Here is a 20,298-nt window from a genome sequence, read left to right on the forward strand (position 1 = left end):
TTGCCGGATAAGGCGCATATTTGCTTAACCACGTGACTTCGTTACCATACTGCTGTCGCGACATAACAAGAGTCTATATTCACTATGCCAAAGAAAAATGAGGCCCCTGCCAGCTTTGAAACCGCCCTGAGCGAGCTGGAGCAGATCGTCAATCGTCTGGAAAGCGGCGCTCTGCCGTTAGAAGAAGCGCTCGGCGAGTTTGAGCGCGGCGTGCAGCTGGCACGTCAGGGACAGGCAAAGCTGCAGCAGGCCGAGCAGCGCGTACAAATTCTGCTGGCAGAGAGCGAAGATACGCCGCTGACGCCTTTTACACCGGACGCTGAATAGATGGATTTCCCGCAACAGCTTCAGGCCTGCGTTGAGCAGGCCAACGACGCGCTGCGCCGTTTTCTCGCGCCGCTGCCGTTTCAGAACACTCCGCTGGTAGAAGCCATGCAGTACGGCGCATTATTAGGCGGCAAGCGCCTGCGCCCCTTCCTGGTGTACGCCACCGGTGACATGTTTGGCGTCAGCCGTGCAACCCTGGACGCGCCGGCCGCGGCCGTTGAATGCATCCACGCCTATTCGCTGATGCATGACGATCTGCCGGCCATGGACGATGACGATCTGCGTCGCGGCCTGCCTACCTGCCATATTAAATTTGGCGAAGCCAACGCAATTCTTGCCGGAGATGCCCTACAAACGCTGGCGTTTTCTATACTCAGTGATGCGGCGATGCCGGAAGTACCGGATCGCGACCGGCTGGCGATGGTTTCCGAGCTGGCGCAGGCCAGCGGCGTTGCCGGGATGTGCGGTGGTCAGGCGCTGGATCTCGAAGCCGAAGGCCATCAGGTTGACCTTGAGGCGCTCAAGCGCATTCATCGCCATAAGACCGGGGCGCTGATTCGCGCGGCGGTACGCATGGGCGCCCTGAGCGCCGGCGAACGCGGCCGTGCGGCGCTTCCGGCGCTCGATCGCTATGCGGAAAATATCGGCCTCGCCTTCCAGGTCCAGGATGACATTCTTGACGTGGTAGGGGATACTGCGACCCTTGGCAAACGTCAGGGAGCCGATCAGCAGCTGGGCAAAAGTACCTACCCCGCGCTTCTGGGTCTTGAGCAAGCCCGAAACAAAGCGCACGGCCTGATTGAAGACGCCCGCCGGTCGCTAAATGAGCTGGCCGCGCAATCTCTGGATACAACGGCACTGGAAGCGCTCGCGAATTACATAATTCAGCGTGATAAATAAACAATAAATGAGTCTCTGATGAGTTTTGATATTGCCAAATACCCGACCCTGGCGCTGGTAGATTCCACCCAGGAGCTGCGTTTGTTGCCGAAAGATAGCCTGCCGAAGCTGTGCGACGAACTTCGGCGCTATCTGCTGGACAGCGTCAGCCGTTCCAGCGGGCATTTTGCCTCCGGCCTCGGCACGGTCGAACTGACCGTGGCGCTTCACTACGTCTATAACACCCCTTTCGACCGCCTGATTTGGGACGTTGGCCACCAGGCCTACCCGCATAAAATTCTGACCGGCCGCCGTGACAAAATCGGCACGATTCGGCAGAAAGGCGGGCTGCATCCGTTCCCGTGGCGCGGCGAAAGCGAATATGACGTGCTGAGCGTCGGACACTCATCGACCTCCATTTCTGCGGGCATTGGCGTCGCCATTGCTGCCGCGAAGGAAGACAAGCAGCGGCGCGCGGTCTGCGTCATTGGCGACGGGGCGATCACCGCCGGGATGGCGTTTGAGGCCATGAACCACGCGGGCGATATCAAACCCGACCTGCTGGTGGTGCTGAACGACAATGAAATGTCGATTTCTGAGAACGTCGGTGCGCTGAATAATCATCTCGCGCAGCTGCTTTCCGGAAAGCTGTACTCGACCCTGCGCGAAGGCGGCAAGAAGGTCTTCTCAGGCGTTCCGCCGATTAAAGAGCTGCTCAAACGCACCGAAGAACATATCAAAGGCATGGTGGTTCCCGGGACTCTGTTTGAAGAGCTGGGCTTTAACTACATCGGGCCGGTGGACGGTCACGACGTGCTCGGGCTGGTCAATACGCTGAAGAACATGCGCGATCTGAAAGGGCCGCAGTTCCTGCATATTATGACCAAAAAAGGCCGCGGCTATGAGCCGGCGGAAAAAGACCCGATCACCTTCCACGCGGTGCCGAAATTTGACCATACCAGCGGGGTGCTGCCAAAAAGCAGCGGCGGCCTGCCCTCTTATTCGAAAATTTTCGGCGACTGGCTGTGCGAAACTGCGGCGAAAGATAGCAAGCTGATGGCCGTGACGCCGGCCATGCGCGAAGGCTCGGGGATGGTCGAATTTTCGAAAAAATTCCCTGACCAGTATTTCGATGTGGCTATCGCCGAGCAGCACGCGGTGACCTTTGCCGCCGGGCTGGCTATCGGTGACTATAAGCCGGTGGTGGCCATTTACTCCACCTTCCTGCAGCGCGCCTACGATCAGGTGATTCACGACGTCGCTATCCAGAAGCTGCCGGTGCTGTTTGCCATCGACCGGGCCGGCATCGTCGGCGCCGACGGGCAGACGCACCAGGGCGCCTTCGATCTCTCCTTCCTGCGCTGTATTCCGGAGATGGTCATCATGACGCCGAGCGACGAGAACGAATGTCGCCAGATGCTGTATACCGGCTATCACTACGGCGACGGCCCAAGCGCGGTGCGCTATCCGCGCGGAACCGGTACCGGCGCGACGCTGGAGCCGCTGGCCTCGCTGCCGATCGGCAAGGGCGTGGTGAAGCGCGAAGGCGAGAAAATTGCGATCCTTAACTTCGGTACCATGCTGAAGGAAGCCGCTCAGGTGGCGGACAAGCTCAACGCTACCCTGGTGGATATGCGCTTTGTGAAACCGCTTGATAACGCGCTGATTTTGCAGCTGGCCGCCGGGCATGAGGCGCTGGTCACTCTGGAAGAGAACGCGATCATGGGCGGCGCGGGCAGCGGCGTTAATGAACTGCTGATGGCGCATCGCCGCGCGGTGCCGGTGCTGAATATCGGTCTGCCGGACTTCTTTATTCCCCAGGGAACCCAGGAAGAAGTTCACGTCGACCTCGGTCTCGATGCCGCCGGTATCGAAGCCAAAATCAACGCCTGGCTGGCCTGATCCCTCCCCGATAGCGCTCCTGCTATGCTTAAAGGAATTCCATTAAGCAAAGAGCAGGAGCGCAGCTATGCAATATATCACCCCAGAAGCGACCGACCTCCGGGTTTCCCGACTTTGCCTTGGCTGCATGACCTTCGGCGAGCCGGATCGGGGCAAACACGCCTGGACGCTACCGGAAGAGAGCAGCCGCCCGCTGATTCAGCGCGCTCTGGAAGGCGGCATCAACTTTTTTGATACCGCCAACAGCTACTCCGAAGGCAGCAGCGAAGAGATCGTTGGCCGCGCCCTGCGCGACTTTGCCCGCCGCGACGAAGTGGTGGTCGCCACCAAGGTTTACCACCAGGTGGGCGATCTGCCGGAAGGCCTCTCCCGGGCGCAAATCCTGCGCTCTATCGACGACAGTCTGCGGCGCCTGGGAATGGAGTATGTTGACCTGCTGCAAATCCACCGCTGGGATTACACCACGCCGATCGAAGAGACCCTCGAAGCGTTGAACGAGGTGGTTAAGGCGGGTAAGGCGCGCTATATCGGCGCTTCGTCGATGCATGCCCGCCAGTTTGCCCAGGCCCTGGAGCTGCAGGAGCGTCACGGCTGGGCACGCTTCGTCACCATGCAGGATCATTACAACCTGATATACCGCGAAGAAGAGAACGAGATGCTGCCGCTGTGCAACCGCGCAGGGGTCTCGGTCATCCCCTGGAGCCCGCTGGCGCGCGGCCGTCTCACCCGGCCGTGGGGAGAAACCACCGCGCGGCTGGTCTCCGATGAGTTTGGCCAGTCGCTGTATAGCGCCAGCGATAGCAACGATGAGCTGATCGCGGCGAATCTCGCGGAAGTGGCGGAGGAGTTGGGCGTCGGACGGGCGCAGGTGGCGCTGGCGTGGCTGCTGAGCAAGCCCGGCGTAGCCGCGCCGATTATCGGCGCCTCGCGTCAGGATCAGCTGGATGAACTGCTGAACGCCGTCGATTTAACGCTGACGCCGGAGCAGGTAGAAAAGCTGGAAGCCCCGTACAGGCCGCATCCGGTGGTCGGATTCAAATAGCCCGCCGACGGCGTTAAGCCGCAACCCCGGCAGACAGCGCGCCGCCGGGGTTATGCCGTCAGATAAGGCCGATCGGCCAGTGGTGGCCTATGGCGTAGAGCACGCCCGCCGAAATCACGCCGGCGACGATATCATCGACCATGATCCCCATTCCGCCGTGAATATTACGGTCGAACCAGCGAATCGGCCACGGCTTCCACATATCGAAAATGCGGAAAATGACGAATCCGGCGGCCACCCACTGCCAGTCGAGAGTCGGCAGCGCCATCAGGGTTATCCACATCCCGACAAACTCATCCCAGACGATGCTGCCGTGATCGTGAGTGCCCATATCTTTCGCCGTGCGGTGGCAGATATAGACCCCAATACAGATGCTCATCATCACCACCAGCGAATAGATCTGCCAGGGCAAAAACGTCATCAGGTACCAAAACGGAATCGACGCCAGCGACCCCATGGTTCCGGGAACGATGGGGCTTAGCCCGCTACCGAAGCCGGTCGCCAGCAGATGCCAGGGGTTAAGCAGGTTCAGCCGACTTTTTGCACTATCTTTACTGCGCACCAAAATGATCGTACCCCTTTAAATCAAGCTTCACCGCCTTACCTGCCTGCAAAAACTGCAGGCCGTCGGCTTCGGCGCAAACCTGCCCGATGCAGGTAAATCGCGCCCCGAGCTGGCCGATAGCCACGTCGAGCGCGCCGCGATTGAGCTCCGGTACGGTAAAGCACAGCTCATAATCTTCGCCGCCGGCAAGCGCCCAGCGCAGGGCCGTCTCCGGCTCAACCTGACGCTGCATCGCCTCGGATAGCGGCATCGCGTCAAGATCGATGCGCGCCCCGCAGCCGCTGGCTTTGAGGATATGGCCCAAATCGGAGACCAGGCCGTCGGAGAGGTCGATAGCCGAGCTCGCCAGATCGCGCAGCGCCTGGCCCTGCAGCACACGCGGCATCGGGCGCAGATGGCGCGCCAGCAGATAGTCGGCGTCGGCGGCGTCACCCACCGCCAGCCGCTCCTGCAGTATTGCCAGCCCCGCGGCGCTGTCGCCGGGCGTACCGGTCACGTAAATCCAGTCGCCGGGCTTCGCCCCGGAGCGCTTCAGGGCGCGTCCCGGCGGCACAAAGCCGTGGATACCCAGCGTCATCGACAGCGGACCGCGGGTGGTATCACCGCCGATCAGCTGCATGTCGTAATAGTTGAGCAGCATAAACAGGCTATCGCTGAAGGACTCCAGCCACGCCTCGTCCACCTCCGGCAGCGTCAGCGCCAGCGTTAGCCACGCCGGCTCCGCGCCCATCGCCGCGAGGTCGCTCAGATTAACGGCCAGCGCTTTATAGGCCAGATCGGCAGGATCGATATCAGGTAAGAAATGGTTGCCCGCCACCAGGGTGTCGGTGCTGATTGCCAGCGTTTTTTTCTCGGGAATGTTCAGGAGTGCGCAGTCGTCGCCAATGCCGGTTTCCACATCGAGACGCATGCTTTTTACGCGATCAAAATAACGGGCAATCAGGGAGAATTCGCCGCATGCCATACGTTATGCCTCAGCAAAAGAAAAAAATGAGAGCCTACCGAAATAGGCTCTAAGGCCGGGTTCACGAGGATGAGTCCTGCAAAGCCCGACCTGGAGTTTACTTTTTGTTGGGACGAATTGCCGGAGCTGCTTTATCCAGCACGCCGTTGACAAACTTATGACTATCTTCAGCGCCGAAGGTTTTCGCCAGCTCAATGGCTTCATTGATGGCGACTTTGTACGGCACATCGTCACGTTTTGACAGTTCGAACAGCGCGATACGCAGTACCGCCTTCTCAACCTGGCCCAGCTCTTCAAGCAGGCGGGACAGGTACGGCTTCATCAGGCCGTCGAGGTATGCGCTGTTAGTCGCCACTCCGGACAGCAGTTCGCGAAAATACGGAACGTCGACATCTTTAACGTCCTGTTCCGCCAGGAACTGGTATTCAACATCAGAGATGTCGTTTTTCGACAACTGCCAGGAGTAAAGCGCCTGGACAGCACACTCACGGGCGCGGCGACGAGCAGCAGGTTTCACGGAATTCCCCTTACAAAAAAATTCAGGCCTTAATGGCTTTCAATACGTTAATCATTTCCAGCGCGGTCAGCGCAGCTTCTGCGCCCTTGTTACCGGCTTTGGTGCCAGCGCGTTCGATGGCTTGCTCAATGCTTTCGGTGGTCAGAACACCAAAGGCTACCGGAACCTCGCTTTCCTGGGCGACGTGCGCCAGGCCATTGCTTGCTCCGCCAGCCACATATTCAAAGTGCGCGGTACCGCCACGGATCACCGTACCCAGCGCAATTATCGCGTCATATTTACCGGTTTTTGCCAGTGCGCCAGCCGCCAGCGGCAGCTCATACGCGCCTGGAACCCAAACAACGGTAATATTGTCATCTTTCACCTGACCGATGCGCTTCAGGGCGTCGATAGCACCTTCCAGCAGGCTGTCATTGATAAAGTTGTTGAAACGCGCAATGGTGATGGCGACGCGAGCGTCCGGGGTAGCAACGTTAGCTTCAATAATGTTCATACTCTTCCTTCGGGTTCATTTGGCCCCGCAAGGGGGGCGGATTCTACCATAATATTTTATACACTTCATCCTGCAAACTGCTCTGACGTGAGCTGCGGCTGACCCAGCCTCTCTTCAGGCTGCGTCCCTCGCTGACCGTCTCGTCGCATTCTGAATAATCAGGCGTACCGGCACGGTTTCCCCGCCTGGCAGGGCGATCATGCGCTGACTAAATGCAGGCAAACGTCCGGGCCTACATGACGTATCTCGTTGAATTTGAAATGGGGAGCATCGGCCAGCTTCTCAAGCCCCGGCAGTACGCAGAGTCCGCGCGCGTCGCTTCCTAACAGTTTAGGCGCAATGTAGACGATAAGCTCGTCCACCAGCCCCGCCTGCAGCAGCGCGCCGGCCAGAGCAGGACCGGCCTCCACCCAGATGCTGTTAACCTGCTGCTTGCCCAGCAGCATCATCAGCACCACCAGATCGAGATGGCCTTTATGCTCCGGGACCTGGAGAGTGCGCACGTTCTCAGGCCACTCGCGGGAGTCCTGACGGGTGCGGGCAAACAGCGTTTCTCCCGCCTGCTGCACGATGCGGTGCTGCGGCGTCACGCGGTTTTGGCTGTCGATGACAATACGCAGCGGCTGGCGCAGATTCTCCTGCGGATAGCGTGCCTGAATATCAGGGCTGAGCTCGTCCCAGCGCACGGTCAGCGCCGGATCGTCCGCGAGGACGGTGGCGCTGCTGGTGAGGATCGCGTGGCTTTGCGCGCGCAGGCACTGCACGTCGCGTCGCGCCTGCGGGGAGGTGATCCACTGGCTTTCGCCGCTGGCCATTGCCGTGCGGCCGTCAAGCGAGGCGCCCATTTTTAGCTGAATATAGGGAAAGCCGGTGCGCATTCGCTTCAGGAAGCCCTTATTCAGCGCTTCGGCCTCGCCCATCATCAGGCCGTGGCTGACGTCGATACCTTCCTGCTGCAGGCGATACAGACCGCGCCCGGCGACCTGCGGGTTGGGGTCCTGCATCGCGGCCACCACCCGCACAACGCCTGCGGCAATCAGCGCATCGCAGCACGGCGGCGTGCGTCCGTGATGGCTGCAGGGCTCCAGGGTGACGTAGGCGGTGGCACCTTTGGCCTTTTCACCGGCCATGCGCAGCGCGTGCACTTCGGCATGCGGCTCGCCGGCGCGGTAGTGGAAACCTTCGCCAACAATTTCGCCGTCTTTAACAATGACGCAGCCGACGTTCGGGTTTGGATGGGTGGTGAAGCGACCGCGCGCGGCGAGCCTGAGCGCGCGTGCCATGTATATTTCGTCATGCATGGCTTAATCCTGTAAGCGGGCGATCTCTTCGCCGAATTCTTTGATGTCTTCAAAACTACGATAGACGGAAGCGAAGCGGATGTAGGCGACTTTATCGAGCTTCTTTAGTTGCTCCATCACCAGGTTACCGATCATTTTGCTGGGAACTTCGCGTTCACCGGTGCCGCGCAGATGCGTTTTGATGTGGTTGAGCGCCATTTCTACATCGTCGGCGCTGACCGGACGCTTTTCTAACGCTTTGAGCATCCCGCTGCGCAGCTTATCTTCGTTGAAGGGTTCGCGGACGTCGTTGCTTTTTACCACTCGCGGCATCACCAGCTCGGCCACTTCGAAAGTGGTAAAGCGTTCATTGCAGACCAGGCACTGCCGACGACGACGTACAGAAGAGCCCTCCCCCACCAGGCGAGAGTCGATCACTTTAGTATCTACGGCGAAACAGAAAGGGCAGTGCATAGCGCGTCCTGGCATCAAGTTAAACTGGCAGGTAGTTTACCGCGAAGTGACCCGACTACAAAGAAAGAGCTTTTGAGACAAAGGATCTATAGTGCGCTTATGCAAACGATCTACCATTAAGCATCCCTCTGTTAACGGAATCCCGACCATGACAAGACGTTATTTGCAGCTGGCGATTGTGGGTAGCCTTTTTACGCTCAGCGCCTGCGCTCAACAAAGCGAAGTTCGCCAGATGAATCAGAGCGTGAGCACGTTGAGCAAGGAGATGACCCAGCTCAATCAGCAAACGGTGAAAATTACCCAGCAAAACGCCCTTAACGCGAAGTCCAGCAGCGGCGTTTATCTGCTGCCCGGCGCGAAAACCCCGGCGCGGCTGAACAGCCAGATAGGCACCCTGCGGATGTCGCTGCGCGATATCGTTCCCGACGGCGACGGCACCCGCCTGACGCTGCGTATTCAGGGCGAATCAAACGATCCGCTGCCGGCATTTAGCGCAACCGTGGCCTCTGGGCAGATCAGCGGTACCACCGAGAGCTACCGGGAAGTCAACGTCCGCGACCAGCTGATTAGCGCTCCCGCCAGCATTCTGGCACCGAGCGACGTCGATATTCCGCTACGCCTCAGCGGCGTCACGCCGGAACAGTTAGGTTTCGTGCGCATCCACGATATTCAGCCCGCAGACGCGCAGTAAACCGCTTCCACCGGGTGTTTCTGACGCCCGGTTTTCCCCGCCTAAAATCCACTTACAACTTTTCACAACAGTTCAGTAAAAATGGGTCTCACTGATGAATTTCAGTGGCATTCTGTCAAGAAATGCATAGAATCGTGAACGCAATCGATTACGTATGTTTCCGATCTGTGAAACAACACGTATTTTTGTGAGCAATGATTTCTATAATAGACGCCACAGAAATACGAAATATTTAGAAACGCTTCGGCAACTTTCTTCACGCCTTTTGGCTCAATTTAAACAGTGGCATCATTATGAAAAAAACATTACTGGCAGCAAGCGCCGTTGTGGCGCTCTCCGCATCTTTCACTGCCGGCGCGGCAGAAAACGACAAACCGCAGTACCTGTCTGATTGGTGGCACCAGAGTGTAAACGTGGTGGGTAGCTACCACACCCGTTTTGGGCCACAAATCCGTAACGATACCTACCTGGAATACGAAGCGTTTGCCAAGAAAGACTGGTTTGATTTCTATGGTTACATGGATGCACCGGTATTCTTCGGCGGTAACAGCACGGCCAAGGGTATCTGGAACCACGGTTCCCCGCTGTTTATGGAAATTGAGCCGCGTTTCTCTATCGATAAGCTGACCAATACCGACCTGAGCTTCGGTCCGTTTAAAGAGTGGTATTTCGCTAACAACTACATCTACGACATGGGCCGCAACGCCTCCGGTCGTCAGAGCACCTGGTATATGGGTCTCGGTACCGACATCGATACCGGCCTGCCGATGAGCCTCTCCCTGAACGTCTATGCAAAATACCAGTGGCAGAACTACGGCGCATCCAACGAAAACGAGTGGGATGGCTACCGCTTCAAGGTGAAATACTTTGTTCCGCTGACCGACCTGTGGGGCGGCTCGCTGAGCTACATCGGCTTCACTAACTTTGACTGGGGCTCCGATCTGGGCGATGACAACTTCTACGACCAGAACGGCAAACACGCGCGCACCAGCAACTCCATCGCATCCAGCCATATCCTGGCGCTGAATTACGCGCACTGGCACTACTCGGTAGTGGCTCGTTACTTCCATAACGGCGGTCAGTGGGCTAACGACGCGAAGCTGAACTTCGGTGACGGCGACTTCAACGTTCGCTCTACCGGCTGGGGTGGTTACTTCGTGGTGGGTTACAACTTCTAATCCTGCCTGATGGTCCCCGGCCTCTGCGCCGGGGATATCGATTGACCCGCATTATGACTCACGATCTTCGCACCTCACCTTCCGCAGAAAATCACTCAATGAACGGTCGGCCCGCTCGCTGAAAAGGCGCCCGGTAGCCGCCACTTCCAGGCAGCGGTCGAGACGAAAGCAGCGGTAATCATCGCGCAGCTCGCACCAGCTCACCAGCAGCCAGCGCTCGCCCCAGAAAAAGAGCCCCAGCGGCAGCACTTCACGCTGCGACACCTTTCCTGCTTCATCGCGATAGTGCAGCGCCAGCACCCGCTGACCGGAAACCGCCCGATGCACCAGATCGAACTGCGTCTTGCTGTAGCCCTGAACGCCAAAGTCCGGCGCAAACAGCCGCGACTGCTCGGCCTTGCGCCGGCTCTCCTCAGGTAAAATCGCCAGCACCTTTTCCTGAGCCGACTCCAGCGCCTGGGACAGCGATTCGCCGCCCCAGGTTTGCAGCAGCCGAATGGCGGCCACCAGCGCTTCCGACTCCTGGGTCGTCAGCATTAGCGGCGGCAAGCTGTAGCCGGCCAGCAGGCGATATCCGCTGCCGGCCTCACCCTCCACCGGCACGCCGGAGAGCGACAAATCGCGGATATCCCGGTAGATGGTGCGCTCCGATACGCCGAGCCGCTCCGCCAGCAGTCCGGCGGTGGTCAGCCTTCTCCCCCGCAGGATCTGCACGATTTGAAAAAGGCGGTCGGCGCGTCGGCTCATTCTCTCTTCTCTTACTGTTTAGGGCCTGTCCCGCAGGCGTCTTTGAGCATTAACGGGACAGGTTCTTCGGTTGATGCAGGCCAATCCGATTACCTTCGCTGTCAATAAACAGCGCGATGGTGCCAATATCCTTCGCCAGCTCAAGCGGGCCAAAGACGCAGCGCCCGCCGGCGGAGCTTACGCGGTCGAGCGTCGCGGCCAGATTGTCAGTATGCAGATAGATAATACATCCCTGATCGGCAGGTTTAACCCCGTCAAATTTTGCCAACGCGCCGCCGGGAGCCGGGTCCTGGTACGGGAACACGGCCATTTCAGCACAATCCATATTTTCCCGACGCAGCGTCACCTGCAGCACCGGCTCGTAAAACGCCACCGCACGATCCATATCGGCGACCGGAATTTCAAACCAGTTAATTACGTTGTTCATACATCCTCCTGTCCATTGTTTGGGTTCAGGAGAAGTCTACGACAGGGCTACTGACAGCGTAGTGTCAGTAGCGATTGGCTTCCATGGCGGTTAACCCGCCTCTGCGCTACCCGAAGCCTGTACGGCTTTGCGCAGGCGCAGGGTCACGCCGTGCCGGAGGGTCGGTTGGGGAGTGCGAAGAGGGTTATGACGGCCACTGGCGTTACTCCATGTCACAACATGCGGATAATGGAGAGTAGCCAAAACTGGCGACGCTGTAATAAAAAAATCCCGGCCTTGCGACCGGGATTGCGTTATCAGAACGGGACTGCCTTACGGCAGAATTGACGGCTGATCCGCCCCTTCTTTCTCAACTTTCTGCTGCAGCATATGCTCGCGCTTCATGCCCAGCTTCAACGCCAGCGCGGACGCCACGTAGATAGAAGAGGCCGTACCGATGGAGACACCGATCAGCATCGTCAGCGAGAAGCCTTCGAGAACCGGACCGCCAAAGAGATACAGCATCAGGATCACCACTAACGTGGTCCCGGATGTGATCAAGGTACGGTGCAGCGTCTGGGTCAACGACACGTTGAAGATCTCGTACGGCGTACCGCGGCGGATCTTACGGAAGTTTTCACGAATACGGTCAGATACCACGATACTGTCGTTCAGCGAGTAGCCGATAACCGACATCAGCGAGGCAACGATGGTCAGATCAATCTCGATATGGAACAGCGAGAGGATACCCATCGTAATGACCACATCGTGCGCCAGGGCGATGACCACCCCGGCAGCAAGACGCCATTCGAAACGGAAACCGACGTATACCAGGATACAGATCAGCGCCGCCAGCAGCGCCATCGCACCGCTTTGCGCAAGATCGGCCCCGACGCTCGGCCCCACGAACTCGATTCGTTTAACCGTCGCTTCCTGGCTGGTCGATTGGTTAATCACGCTCACGACCTTGCTGCCCAGCTCCTGGCTGACGTTGGTATCATGTACCGGCGGCATACGTACCATGATGTCGCGGCTGCTGCCGAAGTTCTGCAGCTGCGGCTCTTCAAAGCCCGCCTTCTGCAGCGCTTCGCGCATCTGGTCCAGATCGGCGGGTTTTTCGAGGGTAATTTCAATCACCGTACCGCCGGTGAAATCGAGACCCCAGTTAAAGCCACGCACGCCCATCACGACAATGGCGGCAATCAGCAGAAAACCGGAAATGCCGAAAGCCCAGTAGTCCCAGCGCATAAAGTCATAGACTTTACGGCCGTGGTTCAATTGTTCAACAGTATATTCCTGTGCCACAACGCACTCCTCAGATAGACAGCTTTTTAACGCGCTTGCCGCCGTACAGCAGGTTCACGATGGCACGGGTGCCGACGATAGCGGTAAACATCGAGGTTGCCACACCGATACCGGTGGTAATAGCAAACCCTTTAATTGCACCGGTACCGACCGCGTACAGGATGATAACTTTGATCAACGTCGTAATGTTCGCATCGAAGATCGAGCTGAATGCGCCCCTGTAACCTTCATCAATTGCCTGCTGAACGGAACGCCCGTTGCTCAACTCTTCTTTAATACGCTCGTTGATCAGAACGTTCGCATCGACCGCCACCGCAAGGGTTAAGACGATACCCGCAATCCCCGGCATACTCAGCGTCGCCCCAGGCAGCAGGGACATGATACCGACGATCAGCACCAGGTTAGCCACCAGCGCAGAGGTCGCGATCAGGCCGAACTTCTTATAGAAGAAGATCATGAACAGGATAGACACCACCAGACCGGCCAGACACGCTTCCAGGCCCTGCTTGATGTTCTGCATACCCAGGGTCGGGCCGATAGTCCGTTCTTCAACGATCTGAATCGGCGCGATCAGCGCACCGGCACGCAGCAGCAGAGAGAGCTGACGCGCTTCGTTCGGGTTGCTGATACCGGTAATACGGAAGCTGTTACCCAGGCGAGACTGGATGTTGGCGATGTTAATCACCTCTTCCTCTTTCGCCAGAATTGAACGACCGTTGGCATCTTTCTTACCGCTGTCTTTGTACTCCACAAACAGGGTCGCCATCGGCTTACCGATGTTGTCCTTGGTGAAGTTAGACATGATGTTACCACCGGCGCTATCGAGCGAGATGTTAACCTGCGGCTGGTTGAACTCGTCCATGCTGGAAGTGGAGTCGGTGATATGGTCACCGGTCAGAATCACGCGTTTGTACAGCACAACCGGCTGACCTTCACGCGTATTTTTCACTTCAGAGTCGCCAGGGACGCGGCCGGAAGCGGCTGCGGAGCTGTCAACGTTGCTGTTAACCAGACGGAATTCCAGGGTCGCGGTGGCGCCAAGAATCTCTTTCGCGCGCGCGGTGTCCTGAATACCCGGCAGCTCAACCACGATGCGGTCGGCACCCTGACGCTGAACCAGCGGCTCGGCAACGCCCAGCTGGTTTACACGGTTACGCAGAATGTTGATGTTCTGCTGCACGGCGTATTCGCGGGCTTCTTTCAGGCGCTCGTCGGTCATCACCGCTTTCAGGCCGGTGCTGCCCTGAGTGGAGATAACCAGGTCGCGGTGACGCGGGCTAAGATAAGAGATAGCCTGATCGCGCGCGGTAGCGTCACGAAAAGCGATGCTCAGACCAAAATTGTCTTCTTTACGCACGGTGGAGTAAGGAATGCCTTTATCACGCAGCTCGCTGCGCAGGCTGTCGATATTTTGTTCCTGCAGTTTGCCCAGCGCGGTGTCCATATCGACTTCCATCAGGAAGTGTACGCCACCGCGAAGGTCAAGACCCAGCTTCATCGGCTCGGCATGGATAGCCGCCAGCCAGCGCGGGGTTGCCGGAGCAAGGTTCAGCGCCACGACGTATTTATCACCCAACACGTCCACCAGCACTTCGCGTGCGCGGAGCTGGACATCGGTGGTGTCGAAGCGCGCAAGAATTGCGCCCTCTTCCAGTGCCACAGACTTAGCGGTAATTTTTTCTTCTTGTAACGTTTTCTGGACCTGGATCAGCGTTTGCTCACTGGCGGCGACGCCGCGCGCGCCAGTGATTTGAACGGCCGGATCCTCACCATACAGGTTGGGGAGCGCATACAGCAGGCCGACGACAATGACGACGACCAGCATGACGTACTTCCACAAAGGATAACGGTTTAACACGGCAGTTCCCTTAGGGAAAAGTGGATTACAGCGCCTTCATGGTGCCTTTCGGCAGAACGGCGGCTACGAAGTCACGTTTGATAACCACTTCAGTGGTGTCGTTCAGTGCGATAGCGATGTATCCGCTTTCGGCAACTTTAGTGACGCGACCAACCAGGCCACCATTCGTCAGCACTTCATCACCTTTGGCGATGGAGCTCATCAGATTTTTATGTTCTTTGCTGCGTTTCTGCTGTGGGCGCAGGATCATGAAGTAAAAAATCAGACCAAACACCACCAGCATCAGGATCAGAGACATCGGGCTGCTCTGCGCTGCGCCACCGGTTGCTGCTGCCGCATCAGAAATGAAAAAGCTCATTGAAATTCCCTCATTATTAAAATTAATCAACGTTCAAAGGAGGAACGGTTCGTCCCTGACGTTGGTAAAAATCGGCCACGAAGCTCTCTAATTTACCCTCTTCAATAGCCTTGCGTAAACCAGCCATTAAGCGCTGATAATAACGCAGGTTATGAATGGTGTTGAGGCGCGCGCCCAATATTTCGTTGCAACGATCGAGATGATGCAAGTAAGCGCGTGAATAATTGCGACATGTATAGCAATCACACTCGGCATCCAGCGTCGCCGTATCGCTTTTATGCTTCGCATTACGGATTTTTACGACGCCATCGGTGACGAACAGGTGACCGTTACGCGCGTTACGCGTAGGCATAACGCAGTCGAACATATCGATACCGCGACGTACCCCTTCAACCAGATCTTCCGGCTTGCCGACGCCCATCAGATATCGCGGCTTGTCGGCCGGGATCTGCGGGCAGACGTGCTCGAGAATACGGTGCATGTCCTCTTTCGGCTCGCCGACAGCCAAACCGCCGACAGCGTAGCCATCAAAGCCGATATCTACCAGACCTTTAACGGAGATATCACGTAAATCTTCGTAAACGCTGCCCTGAATAATGCCGAAGAGCGCGTTTTTGTTGCCCAGGCCGTCAAAGCGGTCGCGGCTGCGCTGTGCCCAGCGCAGGGACATCTCCATCGAGCGCTTGGCGTAGTCCCAGTCCGCCGGATACGGCGTACATTCGTCGAAGATCATCACGATATCGGAGCCGAGATCGAACTGAATCTCCATCGATTTTTCCGGATCGAGGAAGATAGGATCGCCGTTGATCGGGTTACGGAAGTGCACGCCCTGCTCGGTTATCTTGCGGATATCGCCGAGGCTGAAGACCTGAAAACCGCCGGAATCGGTGAGAATCGGCCCTTTCCACTGCATGAAGTCGTGCAGGTCGCCGTGCAGCTTCATGATCTCCTGGCCAGGACGCAGCCACAGGTGGAACGTGTTGCCCAGAATGATCTGCGCGCCGGTGGCTTCAACTTCTTCCGGCGTCATCCCTTTAACGGTACCGTAGGTCCCGACGGGCATAAATGCAGGCGTTTCAACCACGCCGCGCTCAAACACCAGGCGACCGCGGCGGGCGCGACCGTCGGTGGTATCCAGTTCAAATTTCATTATCACTCCTGCGTCAGAAAAACAGTCTGACGTTAAACAACTCGCTACGGAATGATTCCATAGCTAAAAATACCTGGAGGCGCTATCGGCGCAGCCAGTTTGGGTTGGCCAGCGCGCAGCCACCGGAGCGTACATGCAGTACGTGAGGATGGCGAGCGCTGCCCGGCGTCAAAATGGCAGGTGAATTTGCCTTCTTACGGACGCTCAAAAATAGCCCGCGGATTGTACGTGATAAACATCGCGTCCCCGTAGCTAAAAAAGCGATATTTTTGTTCTACCGCAGCCTTATAGGCGTTCATGGTGTGCTGATAGCCGGCAAACGCCGAAACCAGCATAATCAGAGTAGATTCAGGCAGATGGAAATTGGTGACCAGCGCATCCACCGCTTTGTACTGATATCCCGGATAGATAAAAATCTTCGTGTCGCCGAAGAAGGGTTCGATCAGATCGTTTTTTGCCGCCTGGGCCGCGCTCTCCAGCGAGCGTACCGAGGTCGTTCCCACGGCGATAACGCGGCTGCCGCGCGCTTTGGCGGCCAGCACTGCATCAACCACGTCCTGCGGGACTTCGGCATATTCGGAGTGCATGATGTGCTCTTCGATACTGTCCACGCGCACCGGCTGGAACGTCCCCGCGCCGACGTGCAGCGTCACGAACGCCATCTCAACGCCTTTCTCACGCAGCTTTTCCAGCAGCGGCTCGTCAAAGTGCAGGCCCGCGGTCGGCGCGGCTACCGCGCCCGGCCTGACGCTATAAACGGTCTGGTACAGCTCGCGGTCGGCTTCTTCATCCGGGCGGTCGATATAGGGCGGCAGCGGCATATGGCCGATGCTGTTAAGGATATCCAGCACCGGACGCTCGTCGTTAAACTCGACTTCAAACAGCGCGTCGTGGCGTGCCACCATCGTCGCCTGGATGCTTTCATCATCTCCCAACAGCAGCTCGGCGCCCGGCTTCGGCGCCTTCGAGGCGCGGATGTGCGCCAGGATGCGTTTGTCATCCAGCATGCGCTCGACCAGCACTTCAATCTTGCCGCCGCTGGCCTTACGCCCGAACAGGCGCGCCGGGATCACCCGGGTATTGTTAAAGACCAGCAGATCGCCGGGATTAAGCTTATCGAGCAGATCGGTGAAGGTACCGTGCGTCAGCGCGCCCGTCGGCCCGTCTAACGACAGCAAGCGGCAGCTACTGCGCTCAGGCTGCGGGTAGTGGGCAATCAGGGATTCGGGTAGTTCAAAGGAAAAATCGGTAACGCGCATGACGGTGGCTCAGACTAAATAAAGAGGCGGGTAGTCTAGTGCCGGGGCGTTCTCCCTGCAACCTTTACCCCGCAGCACGGTTATAATACTCTAAATAATTCGCGCTGCAGGACAAGGCGCCTGTGCCTTGAACAGCGCCTGCGCTGGCACCATGAGGGCGAGGCCGTCGGCCGAGTCATGCGGCAACCGGGAGGCAAATTCGTCAGCAACGAATTTAACCTGCCGAGGCCTGGCCTCCGGTGAGGGGCATGGATATCCTTCATTAATCCCGGGCGCTTAGCCAACTCAGCGATCGGGAAGAACAAGGCCCACGACTGGACCGAGTAAAGAAGCCAACGCACATGCAACCGGAAGTACAACGCGTATTATGAATTTTCTCGCACACCTGCACTTAGCCCACCTTGCCGACAGCTCGCTGCCGGGCAATCTGCTGGCCGATTTCGTCCGCGGTAATCCGCAGTCGGACTATCCCCTGGAGATCGTTGACGGCATCTTTATGCATCGGCGAATCGACGTCATGACCGACAATCTGGCGGAAGTTAAGGCTGCCCGAGAGTGGTTTCGTCCGCAGACCCGGCGCGTGGCGCCGATTACGCTCGACGTCATGTGGGATCACTTTCTCTCGCACCACTGGGACCGTATCTCGCCCGATATGCCGCTCAGCGAGTTCGTCCGCTATGCTCATGCCCAGGTGGCAACCATTTTGCCGGATTCGCCGCCGCGCTTCGTCAATCTCAATGAGTACATGTGGTCCGAGCGCTGGCTCGAGCGCTATGAGGATATGGCCTTTATCCAGCGCGTCCTTAACGGAATGGCCAGCCGTCGCCCGCGCCTCGACGCCCTGCGCGACTCCTGGCAGGACCTCGATACCCACTACGACAAGCTGGAGCAGCAGTTCTGGCTTTTTTATCCGCACATGATGGCGCAGGCGAAAAATCGCGAACTCTAACGGTTGCGTTTGCTGACAAAAAGACTATTCTGAAGGTCACACTTCGATATTGATTGATAGGTAAAACCTATCTCATCGATTGTCAGCCTCACGTTGAGTTCGCTCGCTCCTGCCCCTATACTTGCCCGCGTTGCGTTTCAATTAACCTTAGTATTAACAGGAGAATCATATGGTTCTGGTAACTCGTCAGGCTCCGGATTTTACCGCGGCAGCAGTTTTAGGTAACGGCGAAATCGTTGAGAAATTCAACTTCAAACAGCACACCAACGGTAAAGCCACCGTACTGTTCTTCTGGCCGATGGACTTCACCTTCGTTTGCCCGTCTGAACTGATCGCTTTTGACAAACGTTATGAAGAATTCCAGAAGCGCGGCGTAGAAGTTGTTGGCGTTTCCTTCGACTCCGAATTCGTTCACAACGCATGGCGTAACACCCCGGTAGACCAGGGCGGTATTGGTCCGGTTAAATACGCGATGGTTGCTGACATCAAGCGTGAAATCCAGAAAGCCTACGGTATCGAACATCCGGACGAAGGCGTTGCGCTGCGCGGCTCCTTCCTGATCGACGCGAACGGCGTTGTTCGCCACCAGGTGGTTAACGACCTGCCGCTGGGACGTAACATCGACGAAATGCTGCGCATGGTTGACGCGCTGCAGTTCCACGAAGAGCACGGCGAAGTGTGCCCGGCCCAGTGGGAAAAAGGAAAAGAAGGGATGGCCGCTTCTCCGGAAGGCGTCGCTAAATACCTGACCGAGAACGTTTCCAGCCTGTAATCGGCTGCCGTTCTTAAAAAGGCTCGCCACGGCGAGCCTTTTTTGTTGCTTTACGCCCCCTCTTTTTACTGCTGGAAATAGGCTGTGGAGACGGCAAAGAGGTAAAAGCATTCCGCTACGCCTTTTTTTGCAATCCCGTTCAAACTTTGCTGAAAAAGTAGCCTGATATTTGTGACAGGCATTGCATTTTACCATTTTAAATTAAGACACAAGCTCACTTCCCCACGCTTGCCCTTCCTTCTCCGAAAAATCAAAAAATCATAACTAGTTGATATATAACAATATAATTAATTTTATATTTTCAGATAAAATATTTCCAATATCCCACCGATGTGATCAACTTCAATATTTAAAAATCCATATGTGATCTGAAGCCTAATTTTTGTTGATATATTTGTCCATGATCTAGTTCAGGAATATGAACGCATTAAGGATCGGATGATGGACATTATTTTTAACCCTACATTAATTGCGCTTAAGCAAAATATTTCCACCGCCGAGCAGGCGATCGAATTCGCTGGAACGCTGCTTGTCCGGCAAAATATTTGCCGCCCGGAATATATTAATGCGATGGTCGAGGTGTATCGGGATTTTGGCCCGGCGATTGTTATCGACTACGGCCTGGCGATGCCCCATGCCCGACCGGAAAAAGGCGCATTACAAACGGGTTTTTCCTTAGTCACCACCCAACAGCCGATCGCATTTGGCCACGAGGAGTTTGATCCGGTGAACGTCATCATCGCCATCGCCGGGGCGGATGCGAATAGCCATATAAAAATGATCCAGCTGATAGCCTCGCTGATTGAGTCAGATATTGTCACGTTTCTTCAACAGGAGCATGACGTCAATTCAGTATTACATTTCATCCACAAGCAAATGGAGTAGTCATTATGTTAGTTATCAGAACGGTTTGTGGTAACGGTATTGGCAGTTCATTAATGGCTGCGAATAATGTCAAAAAAATATGTGATGAATTAGGTATTAAAGCCGACGTGGCCTCCGTTGATTTTGCCAACGCGGTAGGAGAAAAAGCCGACCTCTACGTCACAATTAAAGAGCTGGCAAACCAGTTTCCTGCGCGCTGTAACGTCGCCATTATTCGCAGCTACGTGCACAAGGCAAAAATCGCCGAGGATATTACTGAAGCACTCACCAAAATTGCTGCAACTCACTCTTAATCAT

At 56.8% G+C, this 20,298-nt stretch carries 23 protein-coding genes; 10 read left to right on the forward strand and 13 right to left on the reverse strand.

The annotated features are described in order from the left end of the window. Positions 1–84: 84 nt before the first annotated feature. From xseB to HCK03_RS20795, 4 genes are all read left to right on the forward strand, one after another. Positions 85–327, forward strand: a complete 243-nt coding sequence (xseB, locus tag HCK03_RS20780) for an exodeoxyribonuclease VII small subunit (RefSeq protein ID WP_041144297.1) — start codon at positions 85–87, stop codon at positions 325–327. After that, positions 328–1,227 (forward strand): (2E,6E)-farnesyl diphosphate synthase, encoded by a 900-nt coding sequence (gene ispA, locus HCK03_RS20785; RefSeq protein WP_115193457.1) that lies wholly within the window; start codon positions 328–330, stop codon positions 1,225–1,227. A gap of 18 nt (positions 1,228–1,245) precedes the next feature. After that, positions 1,246–3,108 (forward strand): 1-deoxy-D-xylulose-5-phosphate synthase, encoded by a 1,863-nt coding sequence (dxs, locus tag HCK03_RS20790; protein WP_123550986.1) that lies wholly within the window; start codon positions 1,246–1,248, stop codon positions 3,106–3,108. A 67-nt stretch (positions 3,109–3,175) separates the two neighbouring features. Beyond that, entirely contained in the window at positions 3,176–4,150 is a 975-nt protein-coding gene (locus HCK03_RS20795) for an aldo/keto reductase (RefSeq protein ID WP_135185128.1), read from the forward strand. Positions 4,151–4,208: 58 nt separating this feature from the next. On the opposite strand, the gene pgpA is transcribed toward HCK03_RS20795, so the two are convergent. From pgpA to nrdR, 6 genes are all read right to left on the reverse strand, one after another. After that, the gene (pgpA, locus tag HCK03_RS20800; RefSeq protein WP_166793766.1) at positions 4,209–4,721 is read right to left on the reverse strand and encodes a phosphatidylglycerophosphatase A; all 513 of its coding nucleotides are present in this window, start codon (positions 4,719–4,721) and stop codon (positions 4,209–4,211) included. Further along, positions 4,702–5,679, reverse strand: coding sequence for a thiamine-phosphate kinase (gene thiL, locus HCK03_RS20805; protein ID WP_041144292.1), 978 nt, complete (start codon positions 5,677–5,679; stop codon positions 4,702–4,704). The genes pgpA and thiL overlap by 20 nt, the downstream gene beginning before the upstream one ends. A gap of 97 nt (positions 5,680–5,776) precedes the next feature. Continuing rightward, positions 5,777–6,196 carry a transcription antitermination factor NusB gene (gene nusB, locus HCK03_RS20810; RefSeq protein WP_041144291.1) on the reverse strand — a complete coding sequence of 140 codons (420 nt, stop codon included), beginning with the start codon at positions 6,194–6,196 and terminating at the stop codon, positions 5,777–5,779. A gap of 22 nt (positions 6,197–6,218) precedes the next feature. Further along, complete coding sequence (gene ribH, locus HCK03_RS20815; RefSeq protein WP_041144290.1) at positions 6,219–6,689, reverse strand: 6,7-dimethyl-8-ribityllumazine synthase; 471 nt, start codon at positions 6,687–6,689, stop codon at positions 6,219–6,221. Between the two features lie 197 nt (positions 6,690–6,886). Beyond that, the gene (ribD, locus tag HCK03_RS20820) at positions 6,887–7,990 is read right to left on the reverse strand and encodes a bifunctional diaminohydroxyphosphoribosylaminopyrimidine deaminase/5-amino-6-(5-phosphoribosylamino)uracil reductase RibD (RefSeq protein WP_167692124.1); all 1,104 of its coding nucleotides are present in this window, start codon (positions 7,988–7,990) and stop codon (positions 6,887–6,889) included. Positions 7,991–7,993: 3 nt separating this feature from the next. Then, a complete protein-coding gene (nrdR, locus tag HCK03_RS20825; RefSeq protein ID WP_004858609.1) occupies positions 7,994–8,443 on the reverse strand; it encodes a transcriptional regulator NrdR in 450 nt (149 codons plus the stop codon). 148 nt (positions 8,444–8,591) lie between these two features. Between nrdR and HCK03_RS20830 the strand changes: the two genes are divergently transcribed. Both HCK03_RS20830 and HCK03_RS20835 read left to right on the forward strand, forming a co-directional pair. Then, positions 8,592–9,134 carry a SadB/YajI family lipoprotein gene (locus tag HCK03_RS20830; protein WP_041144288.1) on the forward strand — a complete coding sequence of 181 codons (543 nt, stop codon included), beginning with the start codon at positions 8,592–8,594 and terminating at the stop codon, positions 9,132–9,134. A 293-nt stretch (positions 9,135–9,427) separates the two neighbouring features. After that, positions 9,428–10,312 carry a nucleoside-specific channel-forming protein Tsx gene (locus tag HCK03_RS20835; RefSeq protein WP_041144287.1) on the forward strand — a complete coding sequence of 295 codons (885 nt, stop codon included), beginning with the start codon at positions 9,428–9,430 and terminating at the stop codon, positions 10,310–10,312. Positions 10,313–10,363: 51 nt separating this feature from the next. On the opposite strand, the gene HCK03_RS20840 is transcribed toward HCK03_RS20835, so the two are convergent. The 7 genes from HCK03_RS20840 to queA form a co-directional block, all read right to left on the reverse strand. Beyond that, positions 10,364–11,059 (reverse strand): helix-turn-helix transcriptional regulator, encoded by a 696-nt coding sequence (locus HCK03_RS20840; RefSeq protein ID WP_115193463.1) that lies wholly within the window; start codon positions 11,057–11,059, stop codon positions 10,364–10,366. A 49-nt stretch (positions 11,060–11,108) separates the two neighbouring features. Next, positions 11,109–11,486 carry a VOC family protein gene (locus tag HCK03_RS20845; RefSeq protein WP_041144285.1) on the reverse strand — a complete coding sequence of 126 codons (378 nt, stop codon included), beginning with the start codon at positions 11,484–11,486 and terminating at the stop codon, positions 11,109–11,111. A gap of 312 nt (positions 11,487–11,798) precedes the next feature. Beyond that, positions 11,799–12,770, reverse strand: a complete 972-nt coding sequence (secF, locus tag HCK03_RS20850; protein WP_041144284.1) for a protein translocase subunit SecF — start codon at positions 12,768–12,770, stop codon at positions 11,799–11,801. 10 nt (positions 12,771–12,780) lie between these two features. Then, the gene (gene secD / locus HCK03_RS20855; protein WP_071844890.1) at positions 12,781–14,628 is read right to left on the reverse strand and encodes a protein translocase subunit SecD; all 1,848 of its coding nucleotides are present in this window, start codon (positions 14,626–14,628) and stop codon (positions 12,781–12,783) included. Positions 14,629–14,653: 25 nt separating this feature from the next. Next, positions 14,654–14,986, reverse strand: a complete 333-nt coding sequence (yajC, locus tag HCK03_RS20860; RefSeq protein ID WP_041144282.1) for a preprotein translocase subunit YajC — start codon at positions 14,984–14,986, stop codon at positions 14,654–14,656. Positions 14,987–15,008: 22 nt separating this feature from the next. Beyond that, entirely contained in the window at positions 15,009–16,136 is a 1,128-nt protein-coding gene (gene tgt / locus HCK03_RS20865) for a tRNA guanosine(34) transglycosylase Tgt (RefSeq protein ID WP_041144281.1), read from the reverse strand. Positions 16,137–16,330: 194 nt separating this feature from the next. Next, positions 16,331–17,395, reverse strand: a complete 1,065-nt coding sequence (queA, locus tag HCK03_RS20870) for a tRNA preQ1(34) S-adenosylmethionine ribosyltransferase-isomerase QueA (RefSeq protein WP_041144280.1) — start codon at positions 17,393–17,395, stop codon at positions 16,331–16,333. 367 nt (positions 17,396–17,762) lie between these two features. Between queA and acpH the strand changes: the two genes are divergently transcribed. From acpH to HCK03_RS20890, 4 genes are all read left to right on the forward strand, one after another. Beyond that, positions 17,763–18,344 carry an ACP phosphodiesterase gene (gene acpH / locus HCK03_RS20875; RefSeq protein WP_167692125.1) on the forward strand — a complete coding sequence of 194 codons (582 nt, stop codon included), beginning with the start codon at positions 17,763–17,765 and terminating at the stop codon, positions 18,342–18,344. A gap of 169 nt (positions 18,345–18,513) precedes the next feature. Next, on the forward strand, positions 18,514–19,116 hold the full coding sequence (locus HCK03_RS20880) for a peroxiredoxin (RefSeq protein WP_004858569.1): 603 nt from the start codon (positions 18,514–18,516) through the stop codon (positions 19,114–19,116). A 441-nt stretch (positions 19,117–19,557) separates the two neighbouring features. Then, positions 19,558–20,001: a PTS sugar transporter subunit IIA gene (locus tag HCK03_RS20885; protein ID WP_115193464.1), complete on the forward strand. Its 444-nt coding sequence runs from the start codon at positions 19,558–19,560 to the stop codon at positions 19,999–20,001. 5 nt (positions 20,002–20,006) lie between these two features. Next, positions 20,007–20,294, forward strand: a complete 288-nt coding sequence (locus tag HCK03_RS20890; RefSeq protein WP_041144277.1) for a PTS sugar transporter subunit IIB — start codon at positions 20,007–20,009, stop codon at positions 20,292–20,294. Positions 20,295–20,298: the final 4 nt, after the last annotated feature.

It is taken from the genome of Klebsiella terrigena, from assembly GCF_012029655.1.
In the GTDB taxonomy this organism is placed as follows: Bacteria; Pseudomonadota; Gammaproteobacteria; order Enterobacterales; family Enterobacteriaceae; genus Klebsiella; species Klebsiella terrigena.